The organism is Paragemmobacter ruber (genome assembly GCF_009908315.1).
In the GTDB taxonomy this organism is placed as follows: Bacteria; Pseudomonadota; Alphaproteobacteria; order Rhodobacterales; family Rhodobacteraceae; genus Paragemmobacter; species Paragemmobacter ruber.
In genome coordinates this window covers 1,442,847-1,458,391 of sequence record NZ_JAAATW010000001.1, presented here as the reverse complement: position 1 = coordinate 1,458,391, position 15,545 = coordinate 1,442,847, and the positions used below count along the sequence as shown (strand labels likewise).

The following is a 15,545-nucleotide window of genomic DNA, read 5'->3' as shown; positions in this document are numbered from 1 at the left end:
TCAGCCCTTGATCGTTTCGACGGTCAGGTTGCCGTTGGTGTAGACGCAGATATCCGCCGCAATCGCCATGGCCTTGCGGGCGATCTCTTCGGCCGGAAGATCGGCGTGCATCAGCCCGCGCGCAGCGGCCAGCGCGAAGTTTCCGCCCGATCCGATGGCGGCGACGTCATGTTCGGGTTCCAGCACATCGCCCGCGCCGGTGATGACAAACAGATCGCGCCCGTCGGTCACGATCAGCATCGCTTCGAGATTGCGGAGGTATTTGTCCATCCGCCAGTCCTTGGCCAGTTCGACGCAGGCGCGGGCCAGTTGCCCCGGCAGGGATTCCAGCTTTTTCTCCAGCCGTTCGAGAAGGGTGAAGGCATCCGCCGTGGACCCCGCAAAGCCGCAGACCACGTCGCGCCCGCCCGGCGACAGGCGGCGCACCTTGCGGGCGGTTCCCTTGATGACAGTGTTGCCAAGGCTCACCTGCCCGTCGCCCGCCACCACGACCTCCCCCCCCTTGCGTATGGCGAGTATCGTTGTCCCGTGCCAGCCGGGGCTGCCTTCGCTGGTCATGTGTCAAACCCCTTCAATCCCATGCGCAATATGGGAAGACCCACGGGGGGACACAATGCCGGAAATGCGGGCCGAAGCCGCGCGGGGCCATGCCTGCAACAGACCTGTTGTCATGCAGGGCCGCGGTGCGACATACTTAGCGCGTTAGCTGGTAAATTGTTGGTGGTAATGATGGCAAATGCACTTGAAGGCGTTCGGACCTGGTTCACGAATTCGGCCAGGCTGGACATGCGGACAGCGGATGTAACCGCTCTGGCGAATGGCGGCGTTCTGGTTGCCTTTGGCGGCGCAAGCGGGCAGAGCGCGGTGATCTACACGGCCCTTCTGGACACGGCGGGCGATACGCTGGGCGCAATCTCGACGCAGGTGATCGCGCGGACCGGCGGGTTTGCATCAACGCTTCGGCGGATCGAAATAGATGCTGCGCGCGGTGACGATGCGGTGATCACAACCCATTGGTTTAACGCGAATATCAACAATGATGGGAACTTTGCGCTGGCGACGCAGCGCTATGATGGTGCCGCGCCGCGCGGCGCGCCGCGCCCCGTGAACCCCGATGCCCCGGGCGAGAACACGACTGACAACTTTTCGTCGGTCGTTCTGGGCAATGGCCGGACGCTGACGTTCTTCACCGAACCCGGGGTCGGCCAGTTTGGTGCCAATCTTTCCAACGGAATTCGGATGGCCACCTTCGGCGCGAACGGCGCCTTGGTGGGCAACCCGGTGCAGGTGATCGGCGAATCGGTGATCAACACCATTCTGGGGCTGGAGACGAACCCGGAATATCCTTCGGCCGTGCTGATGCGGAACGGCAATATCGGGCTGTTGTACAAGGAATCCACACCGTCGGGCGCGGCCGCGATCAAGTTTCAGGTTCTGACACCTGCCGGAACGGCCGTCGGTAGCCCGGTGCAGATCGCGGGACCTACGTCGCTGACGTCGGGATCCATCCTGCCCGAGTTGATCGTGCTGGAGGGCGGCCGCATGGTTGCGACCTGGTTTGACAGCCTGACAGGTGGCTATCGTGGCCAGATCCTGAGCGGATCCGGCACCCCGATCGGCGAGACCTTTTCGCTGACGACCACGGGCAATCAGGCCTTCATGGCCTTTGACATCGTAGCCTTGGGCAACGGCAATTTCGCGGTCGCGTTTTCGGATACGACGCTGGGCCTGTCCTTCGGGCAGATATTCGATGACGAAGGCGAGGTGTTGTCCAATCCCTTCCCGCTTCTTGATACTGTGGACGGGTTCAACGCGCTGGGGCTGCTGATCGGGGTGGTGGCGCAGGGCGATGACCTTCTGGCCTATGCGCTGGGCACCCGGGGCAGCAGCACGATCCAGCAGCTGGATGGGCAACTGTTTGACGGCGACGGAAGTCTTGGCCGCGTCGTGACGGGGCGCAACACCAACAGCACGATTGATGGCGGCGCACTGGATGACCGATTGGATGGCGCGGGCGGAAATGATCTTTTACGCGGTGCGGGCGGGCAGGATGTTCTGATCGGCGGTCGGGGCCGGGACCGGCTGGAAGGGGGCGCCGGAACGGATCAGCTTTTCGGTGATGACAGCAATGATCGTCTGTTCGGCGGTGATGGCACGGATATCCTGCGCGGTGGCGCGGGAAATGATCAGTTGAACGGCGGTGCCGGGCGCGATTTCCTTTTGGGTGGCACCGGGCGCGATACGCTGACGGGCGGCGGTGGGGCGGATGTGTTCCTGTTCAACTCTTCCTTGGAAGGGGTGGATGTGATCACCGATTTCTCGCGCGCCGAAGGGGACAAGCTTCGCACCCCGTTGACAAGCTTTCTGCCGGCCACCGTCACCTCTGGCGCAGAAGTTGATCCGGCGGCTTTCGGCTTTTTCTTCAACACGGCCACCGGGATGCTGAGTTTCGATCCCGACGGCGTCGGCGCACGCGCGCGCGTCAACCTTGTCGAATTGCGGGGGGTGACGACGCTGAGCGCGGAGGACTTCCTCTTCATCTGACACGCCGGCGCGCCGGGATCCAAACGAGAATGGGCCCCGAGGGGGCCCATTTCATTCGTCCCATGATCGGGATCGCTCAGATCGCCGACTGGATCCAGTTGGCCAGCGCCGCCTTGGGTGCCGCGCCGATCTTGTTGGAAACGACCTGACCGTCCTTGAACAGGAACAGCGCGGGGATGCCGCGCACGCCCAATTGGGCCGGGCTGTCGGGGTTTTCGTCGACGTTGACCTTCACGATCTTGACTTTGCCTGCGTATTCGGCGGCAAGCTCTTCCAGCGCGGGTCCGATCTGGCGGCACGGGCCGCACCATTCGGCCCAGAAATCCACGACAACCGGCACGTCCGATTTGCGGACCTCGGCGTCGAAGGTGGCATCGGTGACGGCGACAGTTGCAGCGCCCATCTCACATATCTCCTGAATGGAATGTCAGGGATCGAAGCTAAGAACCCGCCGCGGAATCGTCAAGGGATCGTGGTGCGGGCCAGCGCATCCCTCACGATATCGGGATGAAGCGGCATGAGGCTTGCCGTGGATGTCCACAGGATGGCGGTTTCGATCTGCCGATCGGGGTAGATCTGCGCCAAGGCGTGGGCATAGGCCCCCATCTGGCGCAGGATGCCTTCGGGCACCTGTGCCGGGCCGGGCGGGACGACGCGGTTCGACTTGTAGTCGATGGCCAGCACGCGGCCGGGTTCCACGATCAGCCGGTCCAGCGTGCCGATCAGGACCTGGCCTTGCAGATCGGCGGTCAGCGTCACCTCGGTCAGCGCCGGGCGGGCGAAGAGGGCGGGCAGCGCCGTGATCACGGCAGAAACCTCGGCCAGAAGTTCGGCGCAGAGCGCGGGGTCGGGGATCAGCGCCGCGGCAAGGGCGGCGCGGTCGGGTGCAGGGACACCGGGCAGGTGTTCCAAGAGCAGATGCAGCGCCGTGCCGCGCGCCTTGGCGCTGTCTTCGTCCAGCCCGTCACCGGGCAGCGCCTTGGCGCCCCCAAGATCAGAGGGCGAGCGGGGTTGTGGCGGGCGGGCGACCGTCGCGGCGGGGCGCGCGGCCCAGTCGGGCAGCGCGGGCAGCGCAACGGCCAGCGTCGGGCGGGGTTCGGGATCCGGCCATTGGCCAAAGGCGTGGCGCAGCCGTCCGGCAGGCAACGCCTCTGCCCCTGCCGCCTGCAGGCCCGCGGCCACAAGATTGTACCAGCACTGATCCTGCTTCGCTTCGCCCGCGCCGCAGACGATCAGCCAGCAGCGGGCGCGGGTCAGCGCGACATAGAGAAGGCGCAGCCGTTCCTCGGCGTCGCGTTCCTTGCGGCGGGCGCGGGCGGCGGCGATGGGGGCGGGGCTTTCATCGGCGGGCGTGCGCCAGACGGGGGTGGCGTCCACCTCGATCACCTCGTCGCGTTCCTGCGGACGGATGTCGCCGGTATCGGGCAGGATGACGATCGGCGCCTCCAGCCCCTTGGCGCCATGCACCGTCATCACGCGGATGCGGTGGCCTTCGCTATCCATCTGGCGCTTCACCTCTACCTCGTCCGACGACAGCCAGACGAGGAAGCCGGTCAGGCTGGGCACATCGGTGCGTTCATAGGCCAGCGCCTGCGACAGAAGTTCGTCAATGCCATCCTCGGCCTCGGGGCCAAGCCGTTGCAGCAGGCGGCGGCGGCCATCGTGGCGGGTGAGGAGCCGTTCGATCAGATCGTAGGGGCGCAGGAAATCGGCGCTGTCGCGCAGATCGGACAAAAGCGAATGGGTGGTCGAAAATTCGGCCGCGCGGTCGCGCAGCGCTTCCCACAGATAGCCGGGGCGGGGCTGGGCGAGGGCGTAAAGCTCGTCCTCCATCCAGCCGCAGAGGGGGGAGCGCAGCACGGTGGCGAGCGACAGGTCATCCTCGGGCGTGGCGAGGAAGGACAAGAGCGCCGTGATATCCTTGACCGCCAGTTCCGCCCCAAGTTTCAGGCGATCCGCACCGGCGATGGGAAGGTTGCATTTCTTGCAGGCGCGGATGATTTCCTGAAACAGGTCCGACCGGCGCTGCACGAGGATCAGGAAATCCCCCGCATGGACGGGCCGCGCCGCGCCCTTTACCGGGATCGACACGCCGTCGCGGATCATGGCGGCGATCTCTTCCGCGATCTGGCGGGCAAGGCGGGCGGTGTGATGTTCTTCGGTGATCAGGTCAACGGGATTGGTCCAGTCATCCGCATCGCTGGCGGAGGCCTTTTCCACCAGGGGCCACAGGTCCACGCGCCCCGGCATGGCATCCCAATAGGCGATATGGCCGGAATGGCCGCCAAGCGCGGCGGGAAAGCGGTCGCCGAAGGTTTCATCCACCACCCGCAGGATGGCGGGCGAGGAGCGAAAGGAATGTTCCAGTTCCAGCGACTGGAAGGCGCGCTGCACCGCTTCGAACCGGGCGCGGAAGGCGGCCTGCTTTTCCCCGAAAGCGGCCACGTCGGCCCCTTGGAAGGAGTAGATGGATTGCTTCTTGTCGCCCACTACGAAAAGGGTGCGGTCAATGTCGCGCGCGCCCGACCCTGCGGTGAATTCGGCGGCGAGGGATTCGATCACGCGCCACTGTTCGGGGCTGGTATCCTGCGCCTCGTCCACGAGGATATGGTCGATCCCGCCATCCAGCCGGAACAGGACCCACGCCGCCACCGCCGGATCGGTGAGCAGGGCAGAGGCCCGGGTGATCAGGTCATCGAAATCGAGCCAGCCGCTTTCTGCCTTGCGCTGTTCGTAGACGGGAAGGAAGGCCGCCGCGAAACGGTGCAGCGTCAGGGCGCGGTCCATCGCGTTGAGCGCGATCCGCGTCGCGCGGGCGGCTTCCACCCGGCGCATCAGGTTTTCCAGCCGGTCCAAGAGGGTGGCGATGGCCTTGCGCGTGTCCTTGGTGGGAAAGCTGCCCAGTTTGGCGGTGAAGGGTTCCTTGGCCGCCGCACCGGTGAGGAAGACATCCTCAAGCCCCGTCAGGGTGGCAAGGTCGGGCTGGGCAAGCGTCAAGGTCCGCAGCTTTGCCGCGTTCTTCACATCGGTGGCGCTGCCGTTTTCCATCGCGTGGATGACGTCGGGCATCCATCCCGCCTCATCGCCCAGAAACACGCCTGACAGCAACGCGGCCACGCTGTCGCCCGGCTGCAGGCCGAACAGGCGGCGGGCGGCGTCGGCATCCAGCGGCGTGGCAAAGCGGCTGCGGTGGCCGGTGATCTGTTGCACCAGCGTGCCGAAATCCTCGCCCGTCCAGGCGCGGGCGACGTCGGCGATCACATCGGGGGCCAGCGATTGGGCCAGTTCTTCGATGATCTCGTCGCGCAGGCGGCGGGCGGTGCGGTCATCCAGTTCCACGAATTGCGGGGATACCCCGGCCTCGAGCGGGAAGCGGCGCAGGAGGCTGGCGCAGAAGGAATGGATGGTCTGAATGCGCAGGCCGCCCGGCGTTTCGATGGCGCGCGCGAACAGGCGCCGCGCCTGCGCCAGCGTGTCGGCATCCAGACGGGCGCCCGCGCCCAGCTTGGCCAATTCGCCGCGCAGATCGGCATCGGGCTTCATCGCCCATGCCCCCAGCCGCTTGAACAGCCGGTTCTGCATCTCGGTTGCGGCGGCCTTGGTATAGGTCAGGCAGAGGATGTGCTGCGGCTCTACCCCGCCCAAGAGAAGCCGCGCCACCCGGTCGGTCAAGACGCTGGTCTTGCCCGATCCGGCATTGGCCGACAGCCAGGTGGAGGCCGTTGGATGCGCGGCCTGAACCTGCCGTTCCGAGGCGGCGTCGGTCATGGCGCCTCTCCCACAGCTTCGGGGTGGGGATGATCGGTCGTGTCCCATTCGCCGTGGCGCGACAGGTGATCGTAATCGCCTTCGAACCGTTCCTTCTGCACCGCGCGGCGGGCGGTGTAACCCGCGCCGTGATGGCTGTAATGCGCGATCAGCGCGTGCAGGCCTGCCCAGGCTTCGGCGGTGATGGCGGGGGTGATCTCGGTTTCTTCGACCTTCGGGTTTGTGCCAAGGCCGACATAGGTGATCCGTGCCACCTCGGATGCCTCCAGCCCCTTGAAGGCATCGCGTTCCGCCATGGCGGCGGCCAGCAGGAGTTGTTTGTCAAAGGCCTTTTGCATCGCGGCGGTCGGCGGGGTGCCGGTCTTGTAGTCGATGATGTGCAGCCGCCCATCGGGCAGCCGGTCGATCCGGTCGGGCGTGCCGGTCAAGCGGAAGTTGAGCGGGGTCAGGTCCACCCCGCCCTTGCCTTCCAGTGCGACGGGCGTGCCCTGATCGCGCCCGTCGATGGCAAGGAAGAAATCCGCCGCACGGTTCAGCCGCGCCAGCCACAGCGCACGCGCGGCAGGCCATGGCACCTGATCGTCAAGGATGCGGGCGGCGGTATCCATCAGGCGGGCGCGGGCGGCAGGCAGCGTTTCGCCCGTGGGGCGGTTCTTGACGAAATCTTCAAGGATCAGGTGCAGGATCTGCCCGCGCAGGGCGGCATCGGGTTCATGGCGCAGCGGATCGAGGCGTTTCAGACGCAGGACATAGCGGCAGTAGATCGCGTAAGGATCGCGGATCAGCAGGCTGATCCGGGTCAGCGAAAGCTCTTTCGGGCGTGCGGTCACCGGGGGGCGCGGCGACGGGCGGCGCGCGGGGCGCAGGCGCGGATCGGCCTGCATCGCGGGCGTGGGCAGTTCCAGCGCGGCGGACAGCGCCAGCCAGTGGCGGCCACGGTCGCGCATGGCGGCCAGCGCGGCCGGGCCATGCTGGGCGGGCAAGCCCTCCATCAGATTCATCAGCCGGTTGATCCATCGCGACGGCACAGTTTCCGCCTCGGCGTCGCGCAGGGCGCGGGTCAGCACCACGCGCGGCGCGGCCATGGCGATCTGGTAGTCATGCGCCGAAAGGCCCACCTGCCGTTCGGGCAGCAGAAGCCCCGCCGTCTTGCGCATCTGGCGGTTCAGCCACGGGTCAGGTTCCGGCAGGCGCGGCCATGCGCCATCATTCAGCCCACCAAGGATGACCAGTTCCGTCCCCTGTTCGCGCGCCTCGCGCGGGCCAAGGATCAGAAGGTGGGGATGGGGCGAGGTGGATTCGCGCACCACTTCGCGGGCGACCAGCGCCTCGAACAGATCGCGGTATTCGGCGGGGGACAGGATGCCCCCGGCATCCGCATCGGCCTGCAGGGCGGAGATCAGCTTGATCGCCTCTGCCCCGGCTTCCTTGTCCCATAGGGTGCCTGCGCCTTCGGCGGCGGTGCCGCGCGCCCATGCCTCGGTTAGCGCGACATGCGTGGCGACGTGGTCGGTCAGGCTTGCCGTGCCGGCAGTGGTGGCGATGTCGATCAGGCTGGCGATGGCGGTTGCCCAAGGAAGGATGCCGTCGCCCTTCTGCGCCTTGGCCCAGGCGATCAGCGCGGGGCCGGTGGGGAAGGCAGGGCCCTTGCGGCGCAGGTCCAGTTCCAGACGCCGGGTGAACAGCAGATGGTTCCCCCGGCCCCCGCCCGTGAAGGCGAGGGGATGCTTGAGCAGCGTGAGCAGCATATCCGATGTCAGCTTGCGGCCCATCAGCGCCGCCACATGGCGCAGCAGCCGCCCGGGTGCCGACAGCGACAGGGGACGACCGGCGCTGTCATCGGGCATGATGCCCCAGCGATCCAGCGCGGCGGTGACCTGCCGCGACAGCATCCGGTCGGGCGTGATCAGCGCGGCGGAGGTGCCGTCTTCCGCCGCCTGCCGCAGGATCAGTGCGATGGCCAGCGCCTCGGACCTTGGGGTTTGCGCCTCGATCAGGGTGATGTCGCGGGTCGCTTCGCGCAGGTCGGGCAGGGCGGCGCCCTCGGTCAGCCATTGATCGGTGACGGGGGCCGGGCGGAGGGAGAGCGAGATCAGCCGGTTCCGCGCCGGGGCCGGGGGGGTGTCTTTGGTCCAGGGGCGGATGTCGGTGTGGCGGATGTCGAGCCGTTCCATCAGGCGGCGGAAGCGGAACTGGGGGTGATCCTCGCCCGTCATCGCATCGGTCAGCCGATCCCACACCCAGCCCGGCATGTGGGGATCGAACCCCGGCAGGACCAGCGCGCCCTGCGGCAGCGCGGCCACGGCCTGCATCAGCGCCGCCGTGGTGCCGCGCGATCCGGTGGAACCGGCCACGATCACCGGGCCGGGCGGGGGATCGCTGTGCCACCGGGCGGCAAGGCGATCAACGAAAAGGCGCTGGCGCGCCTGTTTGTCCGGCGCTGTGCTGCCAGTGAAGAATTGCGACACGATCCCAAGAAAGGCCCCGGTCCGCGCCCAATGGGCCGAATGATCCGACACATCCAGCGCGGCCACGGTTGCGGGATCCACGGCTTCATCCTGCATCTCGTCCATCAGCGTGGCCAGACTGTCGGCCAGATCGTAAAGCGCGGCGCGCGGCGCAAGGTCGGGCTGTGCATCAAGCAGGCCTGCGATCAGTTGCGACAGTTCCAGCCGCCGCCGCAGGGGCGATACGGCGGCAGGCAGGCCCGGCAGCGCCACTCCCTCGGCCAGATCGGTAAGCACATGCAGCCGGGGCAGGAAGCCGGGGCCAGTGGCGGCAAAGGCATCGCGCACCCGTGCGCGCATCCGGTTGGTGTTGAGGTAGAGCGTCACGCCTGCCATCGCCTCGGGCGGTTGGCCTGCCATGCGGTGGCGCAGACCGGCCACCAGAGCGGCGGCGAAATCAACGCCGGGCGGCAGGGCAAAGACGCGCGGGGCGGGTTCGGGCAGGATCATGCCGCCCCCTGCAGCATCGCCTCGGCCTCGGCGATGCCTTCGGGGCGGCCCACATCGCACCAGCCGCCGTCATGGATCACGCCGAACAGGCGGCCAGCCGCGATCATGCGGTCCCACAGCAGGTTCAGGGAAAACACCGTCTCGCCGATCCCGGCCAGCCCTTCGGTGCGCAGCATCTGCGCGCCCAGATAGACCGGCGCAGGGGCGCCCATCGCGCGGGTAAGCCGCCCTTCGTCATCCACAAGGAAATCGCCCGTCCCGTGATGCCCCCGCGCCTGCGCGGCGGGCAGCAGCAGAAGAAGGCCATCCATCCGCGCTCCATCCCACGCCGCCATCAGCTGCGACAGGGGGTTGCGCCCGGTCCAGACGGCATCGGTGTTCAGCGTCAGCACCGGGCTTTCGCCCAAAAGCGGCAGCGCCGCCTTCAGCCCGCCCCCGGTTTCGAGGATGCGCTCCCGCTCGGCCGACAGGGCGATGCCGCGCGGGGCGAGGTGGGCGGCGATCTGATCGGCCAGATAATGGGTGTTCGCCACGATCCGCCCTACCCCTGCCGCATCGGCGATGGCAAGCGCGTGGTCGATCAGCGGCCTGCCCGCGACCGGGATCAGCGGTTTCGGGCGCTGCGCCGTCAGCGCGCCCATGCGCGTGCCAAACCCTGCGGCAAAGAGCATCAGCGGTGGGGGTAGAGGCCGCATTGCGCGCGGATCCTTTCGATCGTGTCGGCTGTGGGTTCGGGCAGCAGATCGTGGCAAATCGCGGCCAGCGGGGCCAGCGCCGGATGACAGAGGTTGCGCTGCAACTGCCCCCAGACGCGGGGCAGCAGCGCCAGATAGCCCGGCTTTCCCGCCTTGAGGCAGAGCCGCGCAAAGACGCCTAGGATGCGCAGCGCGCGCTGGGCGCCCAGCGCGGCATAGGCGGCGGCGAAAGCATCCGCTGCTGCCCCGGTGGCCTTGCAGAAACGGGCGATCATCGCGGCTTCGGTTGTGGGGTCCACATCGCGCCGGGCATCCTGCAACAGCGACACGAGATCATATCCCGGCTGCCCCATCTGGGCGAGCTGAAAGTCCAGAAGCCCCACCTGCGCCACGCCCGCCCGTTCCGGCAACCAGAGCAGGTTTTCGGCATGATAGTCGCGCAGGATCATCACCCTTGGCCCATCGGCATGGCGTGACAGCAGGGCCGACAGCACATCCACGAAGGCGGCGTCATCGGGCGCCTGCCCCGTGGCGGCAAAGGCATACCAGTCCAGCGCGAAGGCCGCCGCCACGGCCCAGTCGCGCGCCGAAAGATCGGGCAGGCCCGGCGGGGCCGGGTGGCGGTGCAGGTGGACCAGCACATCCGTCGCCGCCGCATAGAGCGGCATTTCTAGCGCCGGATCGCCCGCGATCAGGCGGGCGAACAGCCCATCCCCCAGATCCTCGATCAGCAGGAAGCCATGGGTGTGGTCTTCGGCCAGCAGGGCGGGTGGCGACAGGCCGATGGCGGCCAGATGCCGGGCGATGGCCGCGAAAGTGGCGGTGTCGTCGCCCCGGTCGGGCGGGGCATCCATCAGCACCGCCGTCCCCTGCGCCGCGAACAGCCGATCATAGCTGCGGTCCGACGCATCACCTGCAAGCGGCCGCCGCGCGGCCGCGCCCCATCCGGCGCGGGCGACGAAATCGGTGGACAGGGCGCGACGGTCGGTCATGCGCCATCCCCGGCCAGCGCGGCGCGCAGATCGACCCGGCCCCCGGACAGATGGGCGACCCGCCCTTCGCCCTGCGCGGCCAGCCGCAGGCGCAGCGCGCCCGCTGGCACATGCGCGCCCAGCCGATCGGGCCATTCGATCAGGCAGATCGCCGTCAAGAAAGCCTCATCAAGGCCAAGTTCCAGCACCTCATCCGGGTGGGTCAGGCGATAGAGATCGGCATGCCAGATCTCTATCCCGTCGGCATCATAGGTTTGCACAAGGGTGAAGGTGGGCGATGGCACATCCTCCATCCGGCCCAGCCGGGCCCGGATCAACGCCCGGGCGAGGTGGGATTTTCCCGCCCCGATCGGCCCTTCCAGAAGCACGCTGTCGCCGGGGCGCAGCCACGCGGCAAGGCGTTCCCCAAGGGCGGCGGTGGCATCCGCATCGGGCAGGGGGATCGTTGTTTCGGGCGGATCGTCGGGGCGCATGGCGGCAGTCTTACCCTGCCCTTCGGGCATCGCAAGCAGATCGCGCGACGCCGGGGGATCAGGAGGCAATCAGCGCGCGGGGTGCGGCATCGGCCTGCACCAGACGAAAACCCGCCAGCGTGGCGCCATCCGACAGCGGCGCAAACCGGCACAGCACCAGCCGACCATCCAGAAGCCGCGCCTCGGCCTGCCATGCCGCACGATCGTCAAGGCGCGCAGCGAATTCCTCGGCCTCAGCCCAGAGCGTGGTGGGCGCCGACACGGATCGCCAATGCGCGGCAAGCTGGGAAAAGCTGACGGTGGCCAGCCGCTCGCCCGGATCATGGCCCCAGAGCAGGGCATAGGCCCGGTTCGACATCACCAGCTGCCCGGTCGGGGCAAAGACGGTGATGCCCTCTTCCAGCGTATCGACGACGCGCTGCGACAGTTCCAGATCGGCGCGGTAACGGCGGCTGCGGATGATTTCGGAGGATATGTCGTCGATCATCAGCGCAAGGCCGCCATCCGGGTGACGCCGTCCGCTGACGCGGTAGGTCTGGCCGCCGGGCAGGGCCCAGGTATCCTCGAACTGCCCGCTGGCGGCGGCGCGCTCCATATCGGCGATCTGCTGGCGCCAGTGCTTCCAATCCTTGGGTTCCGGCACCATGTTGCGGTCGCGCATGACATCCAGCATGGCAACCAGCGATGGTCGGCGCGACAGGAATTCGGGCGAAAGGCCTGTGAGATCGGCCAAGGCCGGGTTGAAACTTTGCAGGTGCCGGGTGTGATCGAACACGGCCAAGCCCGTGGAAAGTTGGGCGAAGGTCTTGGCCATGGCCTGCACCATGTCGCGCAGATGCGCCTCGGCGCGCACCAGATCATCGAGGGGCCGGGCCATCCCGATCCCGTCTTGCACCGTCACCTCGAACCACCGCGCCTCGCCCCCGATGGGCAGGGAGATGCGTCCTTCGGCAAGGCCGCCGGGCGGATCGCCCGCCGCCGGGGCCAGCGCCCTGTAGGCGTCGTTCGACCAGATCACCTTGCCCTCCGGGTCCAGCCGCCAGAGGGCAAGGGGCAGGCGTTCCGCCAGTGCGACGATGGCAGGGTCCGCCCCATGCGCCGCCGGTTGCGGGACGAAGGTCAGGATCAGCAAGCTGAGCGCCGCGCCCAAGGCGGCAATCGTCAGGAATTCGAACCAAAGCCAGAAGGACAACATCACACCGCGCAACAGGATTTCTCAACCCATGCGCGAGTAACCTTAACAAATGGTTAATAGCAGATGGTCAATTCATGGGGGTAAAACCCGACTGCCTGCTGCACGCACCCCAGATGCGCGCCGGAGGGTTGAGGGGGCCGGAGGGGGGTATCCGCCCCTGCGGGGCGCTACACTTCGAACGGCCGGTTTTCGCCAAGCGGTGCAGCGTCCGGCGCCACAAGATCGGGCGCCTTCCAGACCAGTTCCACGATGGCGCCGCAACGCTCTGTCCGCTCTTCGGGTGCGAGGAACGGGTCAGAGGCATTGGCAAAGGACAGTTCCGCCCCCGTCCGCTCCAGCAGCGTCTTGGCAATGAACAGGCCCAGACCCATGCCTTCGTATTCCGGCCGTTTGCCCAGATCCTGCGCCGACCGGCGTGACCGCACGAAGGGATCACCGATCCGGCCCAGCACCTGTGGCGGATAGCCTTCGCCATCATCCACGATGCGGACGGTGATGCTTCGATCCGTCCATTCGCCATCAATCCACACCGTGCCGCGCGCGAAATCCACCGCGTTCTGGATCAGGTTGCGCAGCCCGTGGATCACCTCGGGGCGGCGCAGGATCATCGGCTGGCGTTCGCTGCCGCCGGGGCCGGGATAGAGGGCGAACTCCACCTGCTTGCCCCGGCCCATATGCGGCTCTGCCGCCTCGCGCAGGACAGATCCAAGGGGCGCCTGCCGCAGATGCAGGTCGTCCTTGCCCGCCCGCCCCATGCTGCGCAGGATGTCGCGGCAGCGGTCGGCCTGTTCCCGGATCAGCCGCGCGTCTTCCAGAAGGTGGGGCCGATCCTGCAGCTCTTCCATCATCTCGGCGCTGACCAGCTTGATCGTCGCGAGCGGGGTGCCAAGCTCATGCGCCGCCGCCGCCACCACGCCCCCCAGATCCGTCAGCTTCTGTTCGCGCGCCAGTGCCATCTGCGTGGCCAAAAGCGCATCGGACATCGACCGGATTTCGGTTGCGATGCGGCGCGAATACAGCCCGAGGAACACGATCCCGATGACGATGGCAAGCCAATAGCCGAATTCGAACACCAGCGGCACGGTCAGCCTTTGCCCATCCGCAAGGAAGAGCGGCACATTGACCAGCGCGATGATCGATGTGAACAGGATCGCCAGCACGCCGAGGATGATCGTCGTGCGCAATTCCAGCGCCGAGGCCGAGATCGTGACCGGGGCAAGGATCAGCAGCGCGAAGGGATTGGTCAGCCCGCCTGTCAGGTAAAGCAGGAAGGACAGCTGCGACAGATCGAACAGCAGCGTCAGCATCGCCTCGAACTCGGACAGGCGCTTGTTTTCGGGATAGACGAAGATCGAGATCAGATTGGCGATGATGGAGGCGCCCACCGCCAGGTAGCACAGGCCAAGCGGCAGCTGGATGCCATAGATGCGGTCGGCCACGGTGATGGCGGCAAGCTGCCCGGCGATCGCCATCCAGCGCAGCAGGATCAGCGTGCGCAGACGGACCCAGTCGCTGCGCGTATCGCGTGACAGCAGGCCGAAGCTTGGGTTCATCATCCTGTGAACGGCCTCCTGCGTGACCAAGTTTCGCATTGTTAAGCGGCGCATGTTTCGCGATCAATGGCGCCACGATCTAGGGGGTTTTCACCATGAGCAAGCTTTACGCAGGTCTGGCCGCGGCGGCGGTTGTCGGAATGGTGGGCGGGCTGTTCGCCTATGCCCAGCTTGCCGATCCTGAGGACGCCTTCGCCCAGTGCCGGGCGGGAACCGTGGGCGGCGATATTGGCGGGCCCTTCACCCTGCAGGCCTCTGATGGCCGCACGGTGACCGACAAGGACGTGATCACGAAACCGAGCCTTGTCTATTTTGGCTACACCTTCTGCCCCGATGTCTGCCCATTGGACATGGCCCGCAATGCCGAAGCCGTGGATATTCTGGAAGAGCGCGGATTTGACGTGACGCCGGTCTTTATCAGTATTGATCCCGCGCGCGACACGCCCGAGGTGGTGGGTGATTTTGCCTCGAACCTGCATCCCAATATGATCGGCCTGACCGGCACCGAAGAACAGGTGAAAGCCGCATCACAGGCTTATCGCACCTATTACCGCAAACAGGATGCGGATGATCCCGATTATTATCTGGTTGATCATTCTACGTTCACCTATCTCGTTTTGCCGGAAACCGGATTTGTGGATTTCTTCCGCCGCGAGGAAACCGCCGATCAGATGGCCGAAAGGACGGCGTGCTTCTTGTCGCAGTAGGGAGGCTTGCGTTTGACCACACCCCCAAAGCCGCCTACTTGTTGGGCGGAGCAAGAGAATAGGGGTGACCGATGGCTGAAGACCTGATTGCCGATCTCGGGCCGGATCGGACCTTGCTGCTTGTCGATGATGACGAACCCTTCGTGAAACGTCTGGCCAAGGCGATGGAAAAGCGGGGTTTCATTCCGGAAACCGCCGAAAGCGTGGCGGCCGGGCGTGCCATTGCCGTATCACGCCCGCCTGCCTATGCGGTGGTGGACCTGCGGCTTGAGGATGGCAACGGGCTGGACGTGGTGGAAACGCTGCGCGAACGGCGGCCCGATTGCCGGATCGTGGTGCTGACGGGATATGGCGCCATTGCCACGGCGGTGGCCGCGGTCAAGATCGGGGCCACGGATTACCTGTCGAAACCCGCGGATGCCAATGATGTGATGAACGCCCTTTTGTCGCGGACCGAGGCCCTGCCCGCCCCGCCGGAAAACCCGATGTCGGCAGACCGCGTGCGCTGGGAACACATCCAGCGCGTCTATGAAATGTGCGATCGCAACGTATCGGAAACGGCAAGGCGCCTTAGCATGCATCGGCGGACATTGCAGCGGATTTTGGCAAAGCGCAGCCCGAAATAACGGATTTGTTGAATTCCGGATTTTAATTCCGTAAA

General features: G+C 66.6%; 12 protein-coding genes. 3 read left to right on the top strand and 9 right to left on the bottom strand.

Annotated features, from left to right (window positions below; translation table 11 throughout):
- Positions 1 to 558: an ATP-dependent protease subunit HslV gene (gene hslV / locus GU920_RS07100; RefSeq protein ID WP_161766219.1), complete on the bottom strand. Its 558-nt coding sequence runs from the start codon at positions 556 to 558 to the stop codon at positions 1 to 3.
- Positions 559 to 729: 171 nt separating this feature from the next.
- Here hslV and GU920_RS07095 point away from each other — a divergent pair, with 171 nt between their 5' ends.
- Positions 730 to 2,544 (top strand): calcium-binding protein, encoded by a 1,815-nt coding sequence (locus GU920_RS07095; RefSeq protein WP_235933107.1) that lies wholly within the window; start codon positions 730 to 732, stop codon positions 2,542 to 2,544.
- A gap of 76 nt (positions 2,545 to 2,620) precedes the next feature.
- Here GU920_RS07095 and trxA read toward each other — a convergent pair whose 3' ends face one another.
- The 8 genes from trxA to regB all read right to left on the bottom strand — a co-directional run bounded on the left by trxA (position 2,621) and on the right by regB (position 14,180).
- Entirely contained in the window at positions 2,621 to 2,947 is a 327-nt protein-coding gene (gene trxA, locus GU920_RS07090) for a thioredoxin (RefSeq protein WP_161766217.1), read from the bottom strand.
- A gap of 59 nt (positions 2,948 to 3,006) precedes the next feature.
- Positions 3,007 to 6,312, bottom strand: a complete 3,306-nt coding sequence (gene addA / locus GU920_RS07085; RefSeq protein WP_161766216.1) for a double-strand break repair helicase AddA — start codon at positions 6,310 to 6,312, stop codon at positions 3,007 to 3,009.
- On the bottom strand, positions 6,309 to 9,269 hold the full coding sequence (addB, locus tag GU920_RS07080) for a double-strand break repair protein AddB (protein WP_161766215.1): 2,961 nt from the start codon (positions 9,267 to 9,269) through the stop codon (positions 6,309 to 6,311). Before addB ends, addA begins: the two co-directional genes overlap by 4 nt.
- On the bottom strand, positions 9,266 to 9,964 hold the full coding sequence (locus tag GU920_RS07075; protein WP_161766214.1) for a nucleotidyltransferase family protein: 699 nt from the start codon (positions 9,962 to 9,964) through the stop codon (positions 9,266 to 9,268). The genes addB and GU920_RS07075 overlap by 4 nt, the downstream gene beginning before the upstream one ends.
- Positions 9,940 to 10,956 (bottom strand): aminoglycoside phosphotransferase family protein, encoded by a 1,017-nt coding sequence (locus tag GU920_RS07070; protein ID WP_161766213.1) that lies wholly within the window; start codon positions 10,954 to 10,956, stop codon positions 9,940 to 9,942. The genes GU920_RS07075 and GU920_RS07070 overlap by 25 nt, the downstream gene beginning before the upstream one ends.
- Positions 10,953 to 11,429: a tRNA (adenosine(37)-N6)-threonylcarbamoyltransferase complex ATPase subunit type 1 TsaE gene (tsaE, locus tag GU920_RS07065; RefSeq protein WP_201743986.1), complete on the bottom strand. Its 477-nt coding sequence runs from the start codon at positions 11,427 to 11,429 to the stop codon at positions 10,953 to 10,955. Before tsaE ends, GU920_RS07070 begins: the two co-directional genes overlap by 4 nt.
- Positions 11,430 to 11,487: 58 nt before the next feature.
- Positions 11,488 to 12,621 (bottom strand): PAS-domain containing protein, encoded by a 1,134-nt coding sequence (locus tag GU920_RS07060; protein ID WP_235933106.1) that lies wholly within the window; start codon positions 12,619 to 12,621, stop codon positions 11,488 to 11,490.
- A gap of 170 nt (positions 12,622 to 12,791) precedes the next feature.
- Positions 12,792 to 14,180 carry a sensor histidine kinase RegB gene (gene regB / locus GU920_RS07055; RefSeq protein ID WP_235933105.1) on the bottom strand — a complete coding sequence of 463 codons (1,389 nt, stop codon included), beginning with the start codon at positions 14,178 to 14,180 and terminating at the stop codon, positions 12,792 to 12,794.
- A gap of 92 nt (positions 14,181 to 14,272) precedes the next feature.
- On the opposite strand from regB, the gene GU920_RS07050 reads away from it, so the two are divergent.
- Together GU920_RS07050 and GU920_RS07045 are read left to right on the top strand one after the other, a co-directional pair.
- Positions 14,273 to 14,884 (top strand): SCO family protein, encoded by a 612-nt coding sequence (locus GU920_RS07050; RefSeq protein WP_161766210.1) that lies wholly within the window; start codon positions 14,273 to 14,275, stop codon positions 14,882 to 14,884.
- A 71-nt stretch (positions 14,885 to 14,955) separates the two neighbouring features.
- On the top strand, positions 14,956 to 15,510 hold the full coding sequence (locus GU920_RS07045) for an ActR/PrrA/RegA family redox response regulator transcription factor (RefSeq protein WP_161766209.1): 555 nt from the start codon (positions 14,956 to 14,958) through the stop codon (positions 15,508 to 15,510).
- Positions 15,511 to 15,545 lie beyond the last annotated feature (35 nt).

What these genes read in the sequence shown, in the direction of transcription:
- tsaE (WP_201743986.1), bottom strand. Translation starts at nt 11,429, where the DNA reads ATGCGCCCCGACGATCCGCCCGAAACAACGATCCCCCTGCCCGATGCG.
- hslV (WP_161766219.1), bottom strand. Translation starts at nt 558, where the DNA reads ATGACCAGCGAAGGCAGCCCCGGCTGGCACGGGACAACGATACTCGCC.
- GU920_RS07075 (WP_161766214.1), bottom strand. Translation starts at nt 9,964, where the DNA reads ATGCGGCCTCTACCCCCACCGCTGATGCTCTTTGCCGCAGGGTTTGGC.
- regB (WP_235933105.1), bottom strand. Translation starts at nt 14,180, where the DNA reads ATGATGAACCCAAGCTTCGGCCTGCTGTCACGCGATACGCGCAGCGAC.
- GU920_RS07045 (WP_161766209.1), top strand. Translation starts at nt 14,956, where the DNA reads ATGGCTGAAGACCTGATTGCCGATCTCGGGCCGGATCGGACCTTGCTG.
- GU920_RS07050 (WP_161766210.1), top strand. Translation starts at nt 14,273, where the DNA reads ATGAGCAAGCTTTACGCAGGTCTGGCCGCGGCGGCGGTTGTCGGAATG.
- addB (WP_161766215.1), bottom strand. Translation starts at nt 9,269, where the DNA reads ATGATCCTGCCCGAACCCGCCCCGCGCGTCTTTGCCCTGCCGCCCGGC.
- GU920_RS07095 (WP_235933107.1), top strand. Translation starts at nt 730, where the DNA reads ATGGCAAATGCACTTGAAGGCGTTCGGACCTGGTTCACGAATTCGGCC.
- trxA (WP_161766217.1), bottom strand. Translation starts at nt 2,947, where the DNA reads ATGGGCGCTGCAACTGTCGCCGTCACCGATGCCACCTTCGACGCCGAG.
- addA (WP_161766216.1), bottom strand. Translation starts at nt 6,312, where the DNA reads ATGACCGACGCCGCCTCGGAACGGCAGGTTCAGGCCGCGCATCCAACG.
- GU920_RS07070 (WP_161766213.1), bottom strand. Translation starts at nt 10,956, where the DNA reads ATGACCGACCGTCGCGCCCTGTCCACCGATTTCGTCGCCCGCGCCGGA.